14 protein-coding genes, 1 tRNA gene and 3 pseudogenes are annotated in these 18,395 nt (G+C 36.3%); 16 read left to right on the top strand and 2 right to left on the bottom strand.

The window, feature by feature from the left end; all coding sequences use genetic code 11:
* Nucleotides 1-84: 84 nt before the first annotated feature.
* The 16 genes and pseudogenes from ACYQ21_RS10875 (at nt 85) to rpmG (ending at nt 16,342) form a co-directional block, all read left to right on the top strand.
* Entirely contained in the window at nt 85-876 is a 792-nt protein-coding gene (locus tag ACYQ21_RS10875) for a BadF/BadG/BcrA/BcrD ATPase family protein (RefSeq protein ID WP_460058447.1), read from the top strand.
* A pseudogene (locus tag ACYQ21_RS10870) lies at nt 876-1,936 on the top strand (anhydro-N-acetylmuramic acid kinase). The gene ACYQ21_RS10875 and the pseudogene ACYQ21_RS10870 overlap by 1 nt, the downstream one beginning before the upstream one ends.
* A gap of 12 nt (nt 1,937-1,948) precedes the next feature.
* Nucleotides 1,949-3,040: a DUF871 domain-containing protein gene (locus tag ACYQ21_RS10865; protein WP_460058446.1), complete on the top strand. Its 1,092-nt coding sequence runs from the start codon at nt 1,949-1,951 to the stop codon at nt 3,038-3,040.
* Between the two features lie 114 nt (nt 3,041-3,154).
* Nucleotides 3,155-3,240, top strand: a tRNA-Leu gene (locus tag ACYQ21_RS10860).
* A gap of 148 nt (nt 3,241-3,388) precedes the next feature.
* Entirely contained in the window at nt 3,389-3,688 is a 300-nt protein-coding gene (locus ACYQ21_RS10855; protein ID WP_460058445.1) for a YbaB/EbfC family nucleoid-associated protein, read from the top strand.
* Nucleotides 3,689-3,977: 289 nt separating this feature from the next.
* Nucleotides 3,978-5,186 (top strand): YdcF family protein, encoded by a 1,209-nt coding sequence (locus ACYQ21_RS10850; protein WP_460058444.1) that lies wholly within the window; start codon nt 3,978-3,980, stop codon nt 5,184-5,186.
* A 65-nt stretch (nt 5,187-5,251) separates the two neighbouring features.
* A complete protein-coding gene (locus tag ACYQ21_RS10845) occupies nt 5,252-5,554 on the top strand; it encodes a DEAD/DEAH box helicase family protein (RefSeq protein ID WP_460058443.1) in 303 nt (100 codons plus the stop codon).
* Complete coding sequence (locus tag ACYQ21_RS10840) at nt 5,544-6,302, top strand: hypothetical protein (protein ID WP_460058442.1); 759 nt, start codon at nt 5,544-5,546, stop codon at nt 6,300-6,302. The genes ACYQ21_RS10845 and ACYQ21_RS10840 overlap by 11 nt, the downstream gene beginning before the upstream one ends.
* Nucleotides 6,292-7,002, top strand: coding sequence for a GTP pyrophosphokinase (locus ACYQ21_RS10835; RefSeq protein ID WP_460058441.1), 711 nt, complete (start codon nt 6,292-6,294; stop codon nt 7,000-7,002). The genes ACYQ21_RS10840 and ACYQ21_RS10835 overlap by 11 nt, the downstream gene beginning before the upstream one ends.
* A 260-nt stretch (nt 7,003-7,262) precedes the next feature.
* On the top strand, nt 7,263-8,456 hold the full coding sequence (locus ACYQ21_RS10830; RefSeq protein ID WP_460058440.1) for an ATP-binding protein: 1,194 nt from the start codon (nt 7,263-7,265) through the stop codon (nt 8,454-8,456).
* Between the two features lie 171 nt (nt 8,457-8,627).
* Nucleotides 8,628-10,605, top strand: a pseudogene (locus tag ACYQ21_RS10825) (HsdM family class I SAM-dependent methyltransferase).
* Between the two features lie 11 nt (nt 10,606-10,616).
* The gene (locus ACYQ21_RS10820) at nt 10,617-11,732 is read left to right on the top strand and encodes a restriction endonuclease subunit S (protein ID WP_460058439.1); all 1,116 of its coding nucleotides are present in this window, start codon (nt 10,617-10,619) and stop codon (nt 11,730-11,732) included.
* A 40-nt stretch (nt 11,733-11,772) separates the two neighbouring features.
* Nucleotides 11,773-14,436 (top strand): valine--tRNA ligase, encoded by a 2,664-nt coding sequence (locus tag ACYQ21_RS10815; RefSeq protein WP_460058438.1) that lies wholly within the window; start codon nt 11,773-11,775, stop codon nt 14,434-14,436.
* 78 nt (nt 14,437-14,514) lie between these two features.
* Nucleotides 14,515-15,756, top strand: coding sequence for an MDR family MFS transporter (locus ACYQ21_RS10810; RefSeq protein WP_460058437.1), 1,242 nt, complete (start codon nt 14,515-14,517; stop codon nt 15,754-15,756).
* Between the two features lie 250 nt (nt 15,757-16,006).
* Nucleotides 16,007-16,174 (top strand): 50S ribosomal protein L32, encoded by a 168-nt coding sequence (gene rpmF, locus ACYQ21_RS10805; protein WP_003138753.1) that lies wholly within the window; start codon nt 16,007-16,009, stop codon nt 16,172-16,174.
* An 18-nt stretch (nt 16,175-16,192) separates the two neighbouring features.
* Nucleotides 16,193-16,342, top strand: a complete 150-nt coding sequence (gene rpmG / locus ACYQ21_RS10800; protein WP_003135293.1) for a 50S ribosomal protein L33 — start codon at nt 16,193-16,195, stop codon at nt 16,340-16,342.
* Between the two features lie 79 nt (nt 16,343-16,421).
* Here rpmG and ACYQ21_RS10795 read toward each other — a convergent pair.
* Nucleotides 16,422-17,919, bottom strand: a pseudogene (locus ACYQ21_RS10795) (site-specific integrase).
* A gap of 67 nt (nt 17,920-17,986) precedes the next feature.
* On the bottom strand, nt 17,987-18,232 hold the full coding sequence (locus tag ACYQ21_RS10790; protein WP_460058436.1) for a hypothetical protein: 246 nt from the start codon (nt 18,230-18,232) through the stop codon (nt 17,987-17,989).
* Between the last annotated feature and the right edge of the window lie 163 nt (nt 18,233-18,395).

Raw genomic sequence — 18,395 nt, 5'->3', positions numbered from 1 at the left:
TAGCCGTTTTGAAGGATTTGGAAATGCGTAAAAAGAAGATGAGCATTCGTCTCAAACGTTTTTCGTTATCAATGACTTTTCCAGATTATTTGGCACAGTTGTTTTCAATGTGAGAGCTGTTATTTTTTAAAACACGCTTCCTATTTTGAGATTGAGAGAGAGTCATGCGTTTGTCGTGTACTTGGAATGGCTGGTATTGACATTTCAAATAAAAGTAAAGAGATGAAAGCAGTTCTCGAAAGGGAATTTCCTAGATTTCAACAAGTAAAAATCATGAACGATGGCTATCTAGGGATGATTGCTGCATTGAAAGGACGTGATGGTATCTTTGTTATCTCAGGGACAGGTTCAGTTGTATATGGTAGAAAGCAGAATCAATTAAGACGTGTGGGTGGCTATGGACACTTACTGGGAGATGAGGGAAGCGCTTATTGGATTGGACATGAATTGTTTAAAGGTTTAACGACCTTTATTGACGATAATGAGTTTGACTCTCCTTTTTATCAAGCTTTTTTATCTAGTGAAGGCGTGGCGAAAGTAGATGCTTATCAGCTGATAAAGAAATTTTATACTTTGAGTAAGGAAGAAGTGGCACAATATGCGCTTTGGGTTAGTCAGTTTGCAGAAAATGGTGATGAAGAGGCAATAAAAATTTTAGAGGATGCGGGCATATTATTGGCGAAACAAGTCAAAGTCGTGATGAAGAACTTGAAGTTTACAATAAAGCCTTTGTTGACTTTTGCAGGAAGTGTTCTTACGAAAAATACAGTAGTTTTAGAAGCATTAAGTAACTATTTGACGGATGTTATATTACTTAAAGAAAAAGTTGAACCGACAAAAGCGGCGTATTACTACTGGACGAAGGAGAGTGACTAATGCTTACGATTGGCATGATGAGTGGGACGAGTTTAGATGGCATAGATGTTGCTTTGGTTGAAATAAACGAGGAAAAAGGAGAAAAATTAGGTGTTTCACTTCTTGATTTCTTTACGCAACCTTACCCAGATACAATCGTTGCGCCTATTCTAGATGCAATGTCTCCCCAAAAAAGCAATGTCTTACTCATTTGTCAGCTCAATGTTGCATTAGGGAAATTTTATGGGAAAGTTGCCAAACAAATGATGGGCAGACGATTTATCATGATCCAAATTCCGAATTCCCCTCTACCTTTCAGATTGGAGAAGCAGCAGAAATTGCTGCTGTTACAGGTGTCAAAACGATATCAAACTTTAGAGAAGCGGACATTGCAGTTGGTGGTCAAGGTGCACCTATTGTCCCATTTACAGAATATCAACTCTATCGTTCTAGTGAAAAAAATAGAATATTGGTTAACATTGGTGGGATTTCTAATCTTACAGTGTTGCCAAGGAATGGCAACTTATCATCAATTATTGCCTTTGATACGGGTCATGGGAATATGATGATAGATGCTGCCATGCAAAAATTTTATCAAAAAAAATATGATAAAAATGGCAAAATCGCAGCGCAGGGTACAATTAATCAGGAGGTTTTGAATGATTTGATGCGCCATCCTTATTTGTCTAAAAAATATCCAAAAACGACAGGAAGAGAAATGTTTGGAGAAGAAATGTTATTTTCTACTTATCACCTCTTGCCAGAAGATTGGGTAGCAACGCTTACCGAATTTACTGCCCAATCATTAGCTCAAGCACTTAACGCCTTTTCTCTGGATAATTTAGAAGTTATTATTGCAGGTGGAGGAGCTTATAACGAAACTTTGATGTATTGGATTCGAAAAGAGTGTCAGTGTGATATCGTCACACAAGAAGAAATGGGCGATTCATCGGAAGCTAAAGAAGCCATTGCAATGGCTATCTTAGGAAAATATACCCTAGAAGGGAAAACCAATAACGTGCCCTCAGCGACAGGTGCACGGCAATCAGTTGTTTTAGGAAAAATCACAAACAAAATATAAAAAGGAGTTACCATGGGAAAATTAGGCGTATCAATTTATCCAGAAAAGTCGACATTTGAGAAAGATGCAACTTATCTAGATTTAGCACATCAATATGGTTTTAAACGCGTTTCTACTTCATTACTGGAAATTAATGGGAATAAAACAGATGTCCTCAAGAGTTTTAAAAAAGTTGTAACATATGCTAATCACCTTGAAATGGAAGTCATGGTGGATATTTCGCCACGACTTTTCGAAGCGTTGGAAATTTCTTATGATGATTTGGCATTTTTTCATGAGTTAGGTGCAGATGGTATCCGTTTAGACGTCGGATTTACAGGACATGAAGAAGCCAAAATGACACGGAACCCTTATGGCTTAAAAATAGAAATAAATATGAGTTCAGGAACGCATTATGTAGATAATATTATGTCTTATTCACCTAAAAAGGATAACTTAATTGCTTCGCATAACTTTTATCCGATGGCCTTTTCAGGATTAGCGACAGACCACTTTGAAGCTTGTAACAAACAGTTTAATCAATACGGTTTAAATATAGCTGCTTTTGTTAACTCCCAGACTGCTCAGTTTGGTCCTTGGCCCATTATGGATGGCTTGTGTTCCTTGGAAAGTCATCGGGATTTACCCTTAGTTACTCAGGTCAAACACTTGATGTTAATGGGGACAATCGATGATATTATCATTGGAAATGCCTATGCCAGTGAAGAAGAGTTAAAAAAAATGAGCGAAACATTTTTTTCACCTGTACTAGAGATAAGTGTAGAACCAACAGCTGATATTACTGAAGATGAGCGCATTAATCTGTTTGATTTCCCTCACTTTTATAGAGGAGACAGAAGTGCCTATCTTTTACGTTCAACAATGACCCGTGTTGTTTTTAAGGATAAAGCATTCCCTGCTCACCAGACAATAGAAATAAAACGTGGTGATCTTTTAATTGGGAATGAGCATTTTGGTCAGTATAAAGGAGAGACTCAGATTGCCTTAAAAGCAATGCCAAATGATAAGAAGCGGCTGAATGTCGTTGGCCACGTTGCGGAGGATGACTTAATATTGCTTGATGCGATTCAACCTTGGTCTAGTTTTAAATTAATAGAAAAATAAAACCACTTTAATAAAATATGTCAACATATTCCTCAAAATCTCTGTCAATATATTATTCTCAAAAACCTCTTGACGACTGCCAGCTACTTTGATATACTAATAGAGTATTATTTTGCGGAGATGGCGGAATTGGCAGACGCGCAGGATTAAGGATCCTGTGACCTACTTTGGTCGTGAGGGTTCAAGTCCCTTTCTCCGCACTAATCGCCGAGCCATGCGCTTGGTTTTTTTTGTAGGCAGATTTGAAACCATCAAAATTAAGGCGATAAAAAAGTGGTCAGTTTTGGTCAGCAGAACAATATAAAAAGGGCTGTAAAGCCCGTGAAATAAAGAAAGAGGTACATATCTATGATGAATATGCAAAAAATGATGAAACAAGCCCAAGACTTGCAAAAAAATATGAAAATTGCGCAAGCTGAAATTGAAGCGACAACCTTTTATGGCACGTCTGCTCAAGACTTGGTAAAAGTTGCCTTCACAGGTGACCGTAAAATGACACAGATTGATATCTCACCAGACTTGATTGACCCGGAAGATGCAGAAATCTTGTCAGACATGATCACACAAGCCGTTAATGCAGCCTTGGTGGACATTGATAAAACAACAGAGCAAAAACTTGGTAAATTCACAAAGGGATTGCCTTTCTAATCAAAAATTGATAGAATAAAGGAAACGAGAAGAGTATCGTGAGATTGCGTTTATAAAGAGAGTAGGAGGGTGCTGAAAATCCTACAAACGTCCTCATGATTGTTGCTTCCTGATAATCGTATACTCAAAGTATAAATAAAAAAAAATGAGTGTCCAGACACATGACGTCTGGGAATTTAGGTGGTACCACGTGAAAGCGCCCTAATCATAATAGATTAGGGTGCTTTTTGTCCGCGCTTGGACAGTCACCATCGCCATCAATACGTTTAATCACTAGAAAGGCATCCACATGGTTATCATTCCAGACCTTATTTTAATCTTGGCGCTTATCGTTTATCTGGTCTTAGGTCGCATTAAAAAAGTCAAATTTCGTCTGACTGCGATCGCCCTATGGTTAGGGACAGTCCTGTTGGTTGACACCATTATCACTTACAGCAAGATAGATTTAGGCGCATTCTTTACCTTTATGCTAGTCATGGTCTTGGGCTCTTGGCTAGTTTCCTATCGCATCATTCATAAAGATAAACGCCGTCTACTCACAGGTTATGTCTTTAATTTGAGCATCGTCATCACCATTGGATACATTGTTATCCTTTGCCTTCCCTTCTCGACACCGCTGCCAATCCTTCTCAGCCTCATCATAGGCCTCATGGCCTTTGTGCTACTTTCCTTTGGCGGTTATGCCTTGATTGTCTATCTCCTCTGGAATGCCCGTATCGTCTTGAAAAAAGAGAGCCGAACGATCGGCAACATGCTGACGCTTTTACTAGGTATAGCAGGGCTTTTCCTCATCCTTTTTCAACATTTATTGCTTAAAGACGGCAGTGTTTTTGAATATATCTACATGGTTATCGTCATTTTCCTCATCTATTATTTCTTTAGCTTTATGACCATCCTAACCAGCAGTCTCCTCTATAATCACATCAAACCCAAGTTCAATCAAGACTATCTCATTGTTCTGGGTTCAGGTCTACTCAACGGTAAGACGGTTACACCGTTGCTCGCGGGCAGAATAGATGCAGCCTTGGCGTTTGCAAAGGAACAGTTAGCAAGGACAGGGAAGCAGCCGCTACTCATCATGAGTGGGGGGCAAGGTCAAGACGAAAAAATGCCAGAGGCGGTGGCCATGGAAAACTATGCTTTATCACAAGGTGTGCCGAAAGCTGAGATGATCACGGAAGAAAACAGTAAAACGACCCTACAAAATTTGCAGTTTTCAAAAGCCCTGATGGACGAAAGAAGTCAAGGTAAGCCGTATCAAAGTGCTTTTGTCAGCAATGACTACCATATCTTTCGAGCAGGTCTGTTTGCTAAGAAAGTTGGTCTAAACAGTGACGGCATCGGTAGCAGAACAGCCAGATATTTTCTTCCTAACGCCTTTATCCGCGAATTCGTCGCTATCATTCTCATGCACAAGAAACGGCATATTGCCTTTACCGTGCTGATGTTGCTATTTATCATCGCGATTATTGTGATTAATGTTAAGTTTGTGGGGTAGGGGATAATTATTCGTGATATCAGGAAGATTTAGAAAGAATAGAAATGAAATAAGGAAGGGAATTTATGAAGGCATTTGAAATAACGACTGAGCAATCTGAGTATCTCGCAACACTTTTCCATAATCAAAGTATGCTGATATTAGGTGGTGCTGGAACTGGCAAAAGTATCCTTGCGTTAGAAGCAGTGAAAAGACAAATTAAGAAAAATCCAGAAAGTAAAATTCTTTATTTATGTTCAAATGCTGAATTTAAGGAACAAATTAAGGGTCAGATTAAGGATGAGTTAATCATTGGATTAGAGAATACTACGGTTGCGACATTTTCAGGATATTTCGATATAGATTTGAAAAAAAAATTTGGAAGATAAAAGAAAAAAGATTATATGTTTTTCAAAAGAACTCTATCAATTTTCGCTTATTATTGTTGATGAGGCACAAGAATTACAATCAGAATTATTATATGATCTAAGTGTCCTTGCGAATCACTCTAAGTTTTATATTTTTGGAGATGAATATCAGCGGATACAGAATCGATATGATGAAAATCAAGAGGAAATTTGGAAAAATAATTTAGAAATTTCAAATCCAATAAAATTGAAAAAAAATTACAGAAATCCCCAAAATATTGTTGCCTTGATACAAAAACTTATCCCTTCTGATTATGAACAATTCGCAGCTAGAGAGGATGATGCGAAAATTGAAGTTAGATACGTTGATACGCCAGAATTGTTGAAGTCCGAAATTATAGAATTTAAATCAATTCACGAAAAAAGTCAGATAATAACTATACTTAGAGATACTTGGTCATGGACTAGTTCAATTTTAATGGATTTATTCCAAAATAATATGGGTTCTGATTGGATGACTGTTAAACACTCTCTAGGTATTGAGAGTGAGAATACTATTGTGGTAGTTGAAGATTTATTTGAAAGTAAACTTAGTTCTTTTTTATATACTGCAATTACAAGAACCCTTGGAGATTTGAAAATTATTTTTTATTTTGGAGATGACAAATTTGGAAGATGTTATGATGAGGATGCAATAAAAAGATTTAGAGCATCTGATTTAAACCAGCTGTTTCTTAAATGTCAAACGGAGGAAAATAATGACATATGAATTTAGTCCCTTGACAAAGGAGAAACTCAGTGCTATACGGGGAGAATATGAAGTCGCTATTGATAGACTTGAAATGATTTTTGAAGATTTGCAAGATGATTTTCGTCAAGTAGCTCACGACAAGCATCAACTTAATCCAATGATGCAGTTCTATTCTCGTTGCAAGACCGTTTCTAGTATGGAAGGGAAATTAAATAAAGATATAGAGGATAAGGATTTTTTTGCTAGTGATATGAATGATATTACTAAAATACTTAACCATTTGCGTGATATTGCTGCTACTCGTATTTTATGTCCAAATAAAAGAAGTATTTTTGAAGTTGTTAAAGCTCTGAAAAACTGTGAAATCTTGACGTTTATTGAGGAGAAAGAAAAAAATATGGTGGGAATACCATCTATTTTTGGAGATTTCAAGGAGTATTCTGAGAAAATTACGCAGAAAAGGGGGTATCGTTCTTATCACTTGATTGCTGAACTTGATGGGAAAAACATTGAAATTCAGGTGAGGACTTATGGTATGGAATTCTGGGGACAGCTTGAGCATGATATGAATTATAAACATGAGATTGATACGGGAATAGAAATTCCTCAGCAACTAAAAGATGAATTAGTCAAAGTGTCTAATCAGATTGATAATATTGATAATAAGCTTTACAGAATTTACGAAATGATTTTAATGAATGATTATAATCATAAATAGCAGGTGTAGGAAGAGAACGTTTGAACACTCTCATTACTAATGTTAAGTTTGTAGGTAAGTGATAGAAATTATTTGTGGCAAACAGGGATTTCAAATTATTTCCATCTTCTATTTCCACTAAACTGAAAACATCGAAGATAATTGTTGGTTATTTTCACTGCGCCGGAAATATGTTAAATAATAAGGCGGTATTTTCATTCGGATGACATTTTGTGTTATAATAGTCTGAAATACACATAATCGTACAGGAGGAAAAAACATTGATCAAGAGAGAAACATATCTGAATTGGTTGATTAAGCATCAAGAGAATGGCTTAATCAAAGTTATCTCCGGTGTCAGAAGAAGTGGGAAATCCACCTTATTTGAGCTATTTAAGGACCATTTAAAAACTGAATATGTCACAGAGGATCAAATCATCCATCTAAACTTTGAAGATTTAAGATATTACGAACTCAGGAACTTTCTTTCTCTGAATGATTATATCCAAGAGAAGACATCAAAAAATCAAAAGTATTATATCTTTTTAGATGAGATACAGATTGTCGAAAAATTCGAAGAAGTCGTCAATAGTTTAAATTTGCAACCCAATTTAGATATTTATATCACAGGTAGTAATGCCTATTTTATGAGCGGTGAATTGGCAACACTATTGACAGGACGTTACATCGAGTTATCCATCCTACCCCTTTCTTTTAAAGAATTTTATAGCGCACACACGGATTTATCATTGACAGAAGTATATGACAAATATCAAAAGAGCGCCTTTCCTTATTTGGTCAACAAAGATGATGAAGAGGAAAGAAATTTCTATTTGAGAAGTGCTTACAATGATATTACGTTGAAAGATATCATGACACGTTATAAAATTACTGAGCAAGGGATTTTAGAAAGAATTTTACGATTTTTAGTCAGTGCTATTGGTTCGGAAATTTCTATTAATAAAATTGCTAATACGCTAAAATCTCAAAATGTTTCGGTATCCAATAATACGGTAGAAAAATATGTAGATGCCTTTGTCAATGGTTTAATTTTATATCCAGTACCTCGATATGATATTAAAGGGAGAAAACTATTACAGCGTCTTGAAAAATACTATGTCGTAGATTTAGGATTTCGTGAAATGATTTTACCAGATAAAAAAGAAGATGCTGGTCATATTTTAGAAAATATCATTTTTTTAGAGCTAAAAAGAAGATACAAGGAAGTCTATGTTGGCAAACAAGGCAGTTTAGAGGTGGATTTTGTTTGTATAAATCAGGATAATAGCTTGGTCTATTATCAAGTCGCCTTGCAAACTCTTGATGAAGAAGTGTTGAAAAGAGAACTGCGTAGTTTGGAGAGTATTTCAGATGCTTATCCTAAGTATCTTTTGACACTTGATACGTTACATAAAACAGCAAATTATAATGGTATTTTGAAGAAAAATGCTTTGGAATGGTTATTGGAGGTTTAAAAAGTGTCAAAGAAAATAAAATGGAATAAGGAAGTAAACGTAGATTTTTGGGTTACCGAACAATTACAAACAGTTGGTTTACAAAAAGATAAAGATTTCTATATTAATTCAGGAAGTAGTTATCTTCAAGAATCTCTTTTAGGTGCATCTAAAACAGAAGAGAAAACAGGTATGGGTATTTTAGATATAGCAATCGAAAAATATAATTTACCCATTATTATTGAAGATAAACTAAATCCGAATAAACTATTAGATGAAAATAAAGATGGAATAAAGTTAGAAACAAATGCAATCAAGAATTTCGCTGTAAATGGTGCTATTTACTATGCTCAAAAAATGATTGAATCAGGACTTTATGAGGAAGTTATTGCAATAGGAGTAGCAGGTGATGAGCCGAAAAGCATTCAGATTCAAGCATATTATGTATTTGGGTATGGAGAAAATGCATATAAAAAAATTGAGGATTTCAATTTCAATGTTTTAGAATCAGAAGAAACATTTAATCATTTTTATCAAGAAAAAATTCAATTAACACCTGAAGATAAACATAGAATTTTAGAAAATACACAAGAAGTGCTTGCAAATTATGCAAAGCAATTAAATAAATTGATGCATAATTTAGCGATTACAGCTCCTCAACGAGTTTTGTATATCTCAGGTATGCTTTTATCTATGCAAGATATAGGAGAAGAAAAAGGTCTAACTCCTAAGGATTTGAAAGGTAGCCAACTTGATACAAAAAGAGATGGCGTAATCGTCTACAATACACTAAGTGGGTACTTAGATTTTAAGAGAATACCCCCAGATAAAAAAAAGTTAATGTTGGCTTCTTTTCAAGAAATAAAAAAAGATGTTCAGCGAGATGAAAAAGAAGAGCTAGATAATGTTTTACGGACAACGAAAAAATTTAAATCAATTTTTTCAAAAATTGATAAGGTTGAAAAACAAGAAGATGCAGAGAATGAGTTAATTACTTTATTTAATAATTTTTATGGCGAATGGAAGTGGACGGGGTTTTCAAGAGAGGAACTTCAAGAAGGAAAAGCAAGTAAAACTAAACAACTTTTTGTTTTTCTTTATGAAAACATATATTTAAATATTGCTGGTAATGCAGGGCATTTAGATATTATGGGTGAATTATATTCTGAATTTTTGAAATATGCAATGGGCGATGGAAAAGAACTAGGAATTGTATTAACTCCTCCATATGTTACAAAAATGATGACGGAAATTTTAGAAGTTAATGAAGATTCTAGAGTCATGGACTTAGCGACGGGTTCGGCTGGATTTTTAATCTCTGCTATGGAACATATGATCGAACTAGCAGAAAAAGAATTTGGGAAAAGTACTAAAAAAGCAAATAAGAAAATTGAAAATATTAAAAAAAATCAATTATTAGGAGTTGAATTAAATGCAGAAATGTATACGCTAGCAACAACGAATATGATTTTACGTGGCGACGGTTCTGCAAAGATTGAAAAAGGTAGCGCTTTTAATAGACCTGAAAAAATTTTTGAAGACTTCAAAGCAACACGCTTACTCCTAAATCCTCCATTTACCTTTAAAGAAAACGGTATGCCATTTATTGCGTATGGTCTTGATAAAATGGAAAAAGGTGGACGAGCTGCGATTATCATTCAGGATAGTGCTGGAAGTGGGCAAGCTATTGTTACCAATCGGGAGATTTTGAATAAGCATCAGTTACTAACAAGTATAAAAATGCCGATTGATTTGTTTGTGCCAATGGCTGGAGTTCAAACGTCGATTTATGTTTTTGAGGCTCATGTTAAAAAAGGACATGATTTTGAGAAACCCGTGCGTTTTATTGATTTTCGACAAGACGGTTATAAACGTGCGAAACGAAGTGTTACTTCTATTTGATGCGCCAGAAAAACGTTATCAAGATATTGTAAAAATTGTAAAACAAGGAAGAGCTGCGAAAGTCCAAGCTGAGTGGAATCTAGAAGAAGTTGTGGTTGATGCGTGTATCAGTGAAGAATTAGATAAAAAAGGAAAAGATTGGAATTTCGATCAACACAAGAAAATAGATACAAAACCGACTTTTGATGATTTTAGAAAAACAGTTGCAGACTATCTTTCTTGGGAAGTTGAACAATTACTGAAAAGCGAGGACTACTCGGGAAAATAAATCGCCACTCTATGCAAGATAAGTTGAAAGAACTTGAAAAGAAGTATGAGATAGAGTGGCGAGAGTATGAATTGGAAGATATTTTTTCTGAAATAAAACGAGGAAATATTTCAAAGCAAAATGAATTAATAGAAGATATTAACGGTGTAAATTTTATTGCTCAAAATGATAATGCTAACGGATATGTTAAAAAGGTACAACGTGGTGAAAATAAGCTATTCAAATCTAAATCTTTAGTGATTGGACGACAAACAGGAGTTGTATATTATCAACCAGAAAGTTTTATTACGACAGATGGTGTTTTGGTTCTTGAAAATCAGCTAATAAAATCACGTAGCATTGGATTATTTTTATCATCAATATTACAAAAACAGATGAGTCAATTTAGTTACTCTAACACAGTATCAGCAACTAAGCTGAAAGGGTTAAAAATCAATCTCCCAACCCAAAACGGTAAAATTTCTTTTAATTACATGGAAGATTTTATTGAGACGCTGGAGGCTTACTTATTAGCCACTGGTTTAGATGATTATGAATTGACTGTTGAAGATGGAAAATTCATGAATAAGACGGAAAATGTTAAATGGAAAGAATATAGACTTGACACTCTATTTAATATATATCCTTCGAAATCGTATTCAGGATTAAAAGATGCAGATATTTTGAGTGTGAAAGGAACAATTCCTTATATCTCAAATCAATCTCAAGATAATGGTTCGATTGGATTTAGTGAATTAGAACCACTAAATAAAAAGAATGTAATTACGTTAAGTGATACATGGCAATCTGAGCGAACAATTTTTTATCAAGGTCAAGAATTCATTGGTAAAAGTCATTTACAGGTTTTAGAACCATTTAGCAATTTTTTTGACAAATTATCAGCATTTTATATTATCTCAAGTTTTAGAAAAGCAATAACAAAATTGAATTATGATTATGGAACAAAATTCAATCGTCAAAAAATAAAATCGACGGTAATTCAACTCCCAACAAAAGACAACAAACCTGACTATGATTTCATGGCACGTTACATCACAGTCATACAAAAGCAAGTCATCAAAAAATTAGCCGAATGGACACAAAAAGAAGTCGAAGCAACAAAAGAAATTTTAGATAAAGAGATATAATCTTAACTAGTAATTGATATATAAATCAAAGGAAAAAAACATGACAGAACTATCAACAAAATTCAACCCAACAGAAGTAGAAGCAGGCCGCTACGACAAATGGCTAGCAGCTGACGTTTTCAAACCAAGTGGCGATAAAAAAGCCAAACCCTACAGCATCGTCATCCCACCACCCAATGTCACAGGTAAACTTCACCTCGGACACGCTTGGGATACAACGCTGCAAGATATCATCATCCGTGCCAAACGGATGCAAGGCTATGATACACTTTGGCTGCCTGGTATGGATCATGCCGGTATTGCCACACAAGCTAAAGTTGAAGAACGCTTGCGTGAGCAAGGTATTTCACGCTATGACCTCGGTCGTGAAAAATTCTTAGAAAAAGTCTGGGAATGGAAAGACGAATATGCCGCAACGATCAAAGAACAATGGGGCAAAATGGGGCTATCGCTTGATTATTCACGCGAACGTTTCACCCTAGATGAAGGTCTATCAAAAGCGGTTAAAAAAGTTTTCGTTAAACTTTACGAAAAAGGCTTTATCTACCGTGGTGAATTCATCATCAACTGGGATCCAGCAGCCCGCACAGCGCTTTCAGATATCGAAGTTATCCACCAAGATGTCGAAGGTGCGTTCTATCACATCACTTATCCTTTGACAGATGGTTCAGGCAATGTTGAAATCGCAACAACACGTCCAGAAACCTTGCTCGGCGATGTCGCAGTCATTGTCAACGCTAAAGATGAACGCTACCAAGATATCATCGGTAAAACCGTGACGGTACCCTTTGTTAACCGCGAAATCCCAGTCCTCACAGATGAACACGCGGATATGGAAAAGGGAACTGGTGTCGTTAAAATTACACCAGCGCATGACCCCAACGACTTTGATGTTGTTGAACGTCTCAACGCCCAAGGTCATAATTTGCCAATGATTAATGTCATGAACGATGACGGCACAATGAATGAGCTTGCGGCAGAATTTGCGGACATGGATCGCTTTGAAGCACGCAAACAAATCGTTGCCAAACTCGACGAGATGGGTCAACTCGTTAAAATCGAGAAAATGGTCCACAGTGTCGGTCACTCTGAGCGTTCAGGTGCAGTTGTTGAGCCACGTCTGTCAACGCAATGGTTCGTCAAAATGGATGAGCTGGCAAAAAATGCCATTGCCAACCAAGAAACTGATAATGCGGTCGAATTTTTCCCACCACGTTTCAATGATACCTTCACACAATGGATGGAAAACGTTCATGACTGGGTGATCTCACGCCAGCTCTGGTGGGGGCATCAAATCCCTGCTTGGTACAACGCAGACGGCGAGATGTACGTCGGCGAAACAGCGCCAGACGGCGACGGTTGGACACAGGATTCTGACGTTTTGGATACATGGTTCTCATCAGCTTTATGGCCGTTTTCAACCATGGGGTGGCCAGATGAGGCAGCCCAAGACTTCAAGCGTTACTTCCCAACATCAACTCTCGTTACGGGATATGATATCATCTTCTTCTGGGTCAGCCGCATGATTTTCCAAAGTTTGGAATTTACAAACGAACGCCCATTTAAAGACGTTTTGATTCATGGTTTGATTCGTGATGAAGAAGGTCGTAAAATGTCAAAATCCTTAGGTAACGGCATTGACCCAATGGACGTCATCGAGAAATATGGTGCAGATGCCTTACGTTGGTTCTTGTCAAATGGTTCCGCACCCGGTCAAGACGTTCGTTTCTCTTATGAAAAAATGGATGCAGCATGGAATTTCATTAACAAAATCTGGAACATTTCTCGCTACATCATCATGAACAAGGAAACGCTCAGCCCAGCAGATACCTATGCCAATGTTGATAAAGTCGCGCAAAAAACAGCAGGCAATGTCACTGATCGCTGGATTTTGACCAAACTCAATGAAACGATTGACCATGTCACGAAAAACTTTGATAAGTTTGAATTTGGTGAAGCGGGTCGTGCGCTTTATAACTTCATTTGGGAAGACTTCGCCAACTGGTATGTTGAGTTGACAAAAGAAGTGCTTTACAGTGAAGATGAAGCAGAAAAAGACGTCACACGTAGCGTCCTTGTCTATGTCCTAGACCAAATCTTGCGCCTTCTCCACCCAATCATGCCATTTGTAACCGAAGAAATTTCGGAGAATCTTGGCTTGATTGACGGTAGCTTAGTTGTTGCGGTCTATCCGGAAGTTCGTCCAGAATTTTCAGATGATGCAGCTGTTCGTGGTGTAGAAGTCTTGAAAGACATCATCAAGTCAGTTAGAAATATCCGTGCTGAAGTGAATACAGCACCGAGCAAAGCAGTACCGATGCTGATTAAGACAGAAAATGCTGAAATCGAAGCTTTCTTGAAAGCCAATAGCAATTATCTGACACGTTTTACCAATCCTGAAACCTTAGAAATTTCAGCTGACATCACAGCGCCAGCTCAAGCCATGACTGCAGTGCTATCAAATGTTGAAATCTACTTGCCACTTGCCGGGTTGATTAATATCTCAGATGAAATTGCCCGCTTGACTAAAGAATTAGCCAAATGGCAAAAAGAATTGGACATGGTCTCACGTAAACTCTCTAACGAGAAATTCGTTGCCAATGCCAAACCAGAAGTTGTCGAAAAAGAAAAAGCTAAACAAGCAGATTATCAAACAAAATTCGATACCACACAAGCACGGATTGCTGAACTTGAAAAATTATAATAAATAGTGAAGAAAACTAGACGAAGGTTCTAGTTTTTTTGTTATAATAATAAATAACTTTATGAATAGGAAGTTTTTATGACAACATTTATGCGACTCAATCGGACGCTCAAACTCCGGATTCTCATGACTTTTATCGGGGTTTTGGGTTATAGCACCGTCGGATCAAGTATGACGGTTTACTACAATCATTATCTAGGTGCGGCGATTACGGGTGTACTCCTGATCATTTCAAGTGTCTCTAGTTTTTTTATTGGACTTTATGGCGGGCATTTGGCAGATCGGCATGGTAGAAGACCAATTCTCCTCATCGGCTCGACAATTTCAGTTGTGGGTGCCTTAATTGCCGTGTTCTCAAATAGTCCGATCTTCCAAAATCCTTGGACAACATTTGTTGGCTTTTTTCTCTTAAATTTTGGTTTTTCTTTTGAATCTGCGGCAGACAATGCCATGATTATTGATGTATCAGATGAAACGAATCGAAAATATGTCTACAGTCTGAGTTATTGGATTATCAACGTCTCGATTACCTTTGGTGCCGCGCTCAGTGGTTGGCTGTTCAGAGATTACTTATTTGAATTGTTACTGGGCTTATTAGTCGCGCAGTTGATTAATGGTAGCATCAAGTATTTTTTCATCAGCGAGAGCTTCGTGCCTGTGTCCAAAGCTAAAAAAGAACGCGAAAGTTTCATTCAAAACTATGGCGTCGTGGCGCGTGATAAAATCTTCCTCTTGTTTATCGGTGCCGTCATCTTAAACAAGGTGATTTTTGGGAATATTGACTTCTATCTTCCAGTTCACTTGTCAGACAGTTTTAAAACGACAACGATTTTTGGCTTTGAAATTTACGGACAGAGAATGTTGACCATTTTCTTGATGATTAATACCCTCATCATTATTTTCAGCATGACCTTTGTCAACCAACTCACCGCCAACTGGTCAGAGCGAAAAAGCCTCACTACTGGTGCGCTGTTGCAAGGGTCTGGATTTGTTGCCGCCTTTTTAATGAACAGCTTCATACCGCTTATTCTGGCCTCCATTGTCATGACGATTGGCGAGATGATTATCGTGCCGTCCTCGCAAAGTTTGCGCGCCGACCTGATGAATGAGGAGAAAATCGGGACTTATTCGGGTTTTGTGACCATCACAGATCCGATTGGGAGCGTGCTTTCAGGGAGTTTGGTCAGTTTTTCGGTTTATATTCATCACACGGGCGTTGCCGTGGTCATGGTCGTGGTGACGGTGTTGTTGGTCTTATGCTTTAATCAAGTGGTGAAGATGAAAACTCAGGCTGATATCGCGTCAAGTAAAAATACTTGACAAAAATGCTTGATTTCTCGTCTAGACTTTGATAGAATAGATAAGTATTGAGAAATCAAGGCTATACTCAATTAACCAAATAAAGAAAATATTTTCGGCTATTTTGCGCCACTTCATCGTTGATAAGTTTTGACGTACACCTGTACGCCTTCAACTTATCGCCTTGAATTGACGAAAAATAACTCAAAAATTTCCTTTTCTTTCTTTAATTAATTGAGTATACTAATAAAACCAAAGGAGATTTAAGACAATGGCAGTACCTGCACGTCACACATCGAAATCTAAGAAAAACAAACGTCGTACACACTACAAAATGACAGCACCAACAGTTTCATTTGATGAAACAACTGGTGATTACAGCCGCGGTCACCGTGTATCCCTCAAAGGATATTACAAAGGTAAAAAAGTTACAAAATAATAGAAAGGACAAACTAAGATGCGCGTAAATATTACTCTTGAACACAAAGAATCTGGCGAACGTTTGTACCTGACTCAAAAAAACAAACGTAACAACCCTGACCGTCTTGAACTCAAAAAATACTCTCCAAAATTGCGTAAACACGTTATTTTTAAAGAAGTTAAATAAGTCAACATTGAAAAAGCCCTAGAAACTCATGTTTCTAAGGTTTTTTCTTTGCGAATAACATACATATAACATATGAAAATCAATACATTTCATTTTCTAGTTCTAAAATAGTATGATTGATTTCTTCTTTTGTCCGTTTTGTGATGTGAAGATAGATTTTTTCAATTTTTTTTTGAATCTTCGCTATGTCCGACCAACTCCCTGATAGAATCAAGGGGCAATCCATGACTTGCTAATATTGAAATATAGGTATGTCGAAACATATGAGGTAAAATGTGAATTGGTCTGCCAAAATCAAGATAAGTATCAATATCTTGATAGGGTTTTCCACTTTTTTTATTATGTTTGGCTGATTGTGAACTACCACCCCGTAAGAAACCTGATAATTCAGTATGAACAAATGGCATACCTTGCTTATTTCCTTTTCTGATATAGGTTCTAGTGAAAATATATCCCATATCAAGATAGGTTGGACTATTCTCAATATAAAATTGGTTACGCTTAATATATTTTTTGAAAATCTTTTCTACCTTTGGTGTTAGCGGAATTTCCCTAATGCTATCAGTCGTTTTTAAATCATCTCTAAAACGTTCTTTTTCATCTTTTAACTTTAATTTTTCCATGTCTTCATCAGTTTTGGCTTTTATTGAGCGTTGCCAATGAACTTTGATAGTTTTATTTTCAAAATCAATCATATCTTCATTTAAACCAAGCACTTCTGAGGGACGCATACCAGTCAGATAAAATGTTCTAAATATATCGGCAAATATTTCATTGTTTGCCCTATGTTTCCAACTTTTGATAAGATGAACGACGTCATTTGCCTCTTCTGGCTCAAGATATTTTTCGACAATATTTTCACGTTTGATAGCTTGTTCTTCAGAACGTGACAAGGTACGTCTTTTCAATTTTCGTTCAATCATAGGGTGTTGAGTAGAATTGATTTCTCCAGTTTCTAAAGCCCAATCCAGTATCATTTTCAAATAGATATGAATATTTTTAGATGTTCCAATGGTATTATTGTCAATAATTTCTTGCATTTTAGGAACTTGTAGAACGAATTCTTTTAAGCTCATTTTCATGGAAAAATTAGGCTTAATATGCTGATTAAAAGTAGATTTACGTGTTTTAATCGTATTCCAAGCAGGTTTTCTTTTTGTAAGCCACCATTTATAAGCTAGACCATAAGGCGCGTCATTTTCATCATAAGGTCTTGCAATTTCATCTAATGTTAGTGTTTTAGTAATTTCTTTTTGAGGGATTTCTCCTGTAATTTCCTGAATGACTGTATCGATTTGTGTATTCAGTATTTTTGTTACTTTTGCAATTAGTTGCGTATTTTTAATATCAGAAACTAATAATTGAATTTCTCCTTTCCGATTTGTGCCAGTTGGTGTTGCTTTCGTTGAATACCACCCTTTATTTTCGCCACCTGTTAGATAGCTATACCTTATTTCAGACCGTAGAGGGTGTGTGTAGGTCATTGAAAATCTTACTTGAATATTTCCTCTCTTGCTCGAATCAGTTCGCCATTCCCTAATTCTAAGCGTTCTAACTATTGCTTGTCGTTTAGCCATGATTATTTTCTCCTAAACACAAAGAAGGTTCATTTTGAACACTTCCATATTTTTTCTTCTATACTATTTATGCGATTTTTGTTTCAAATTCGTGTGAATTTTTCCAATCAAACCAATCTTTAAATACAATAGAGTGAATAAAGATATTGCCATGACCGCCACAAATCCCAAAATCATAGGTAGAATTTTTCATCTCTCGAACATATCTATTTAAAGTTGGCATTTTCATACCGTGCCAAAGTTCATTGATTAAATCAGTTTTTCTATACCAGTTTTTAGTAAGGTCGTACTCTTTTTTATTTGTTCTATCCATATATGTCTTACTCTTTCTATTTTTGTGCTATAATTTAGTTAGTTAAATTTCTTTAGACCGTTTGCCGACGGACTAATTTTTATCTTTCGGAAATGACCGAGGGAGGATATATTCATCAAGTGCTTGCTTGATGAATTTTTCTTTATCATCATTTTTTTTGATT

The organism is Pseudolactococcus yaeyamensis, from assembly GCF_054658615.1.
This window is presented reverse-complemented; position numbering and strand designations above follow the sequence as displayed.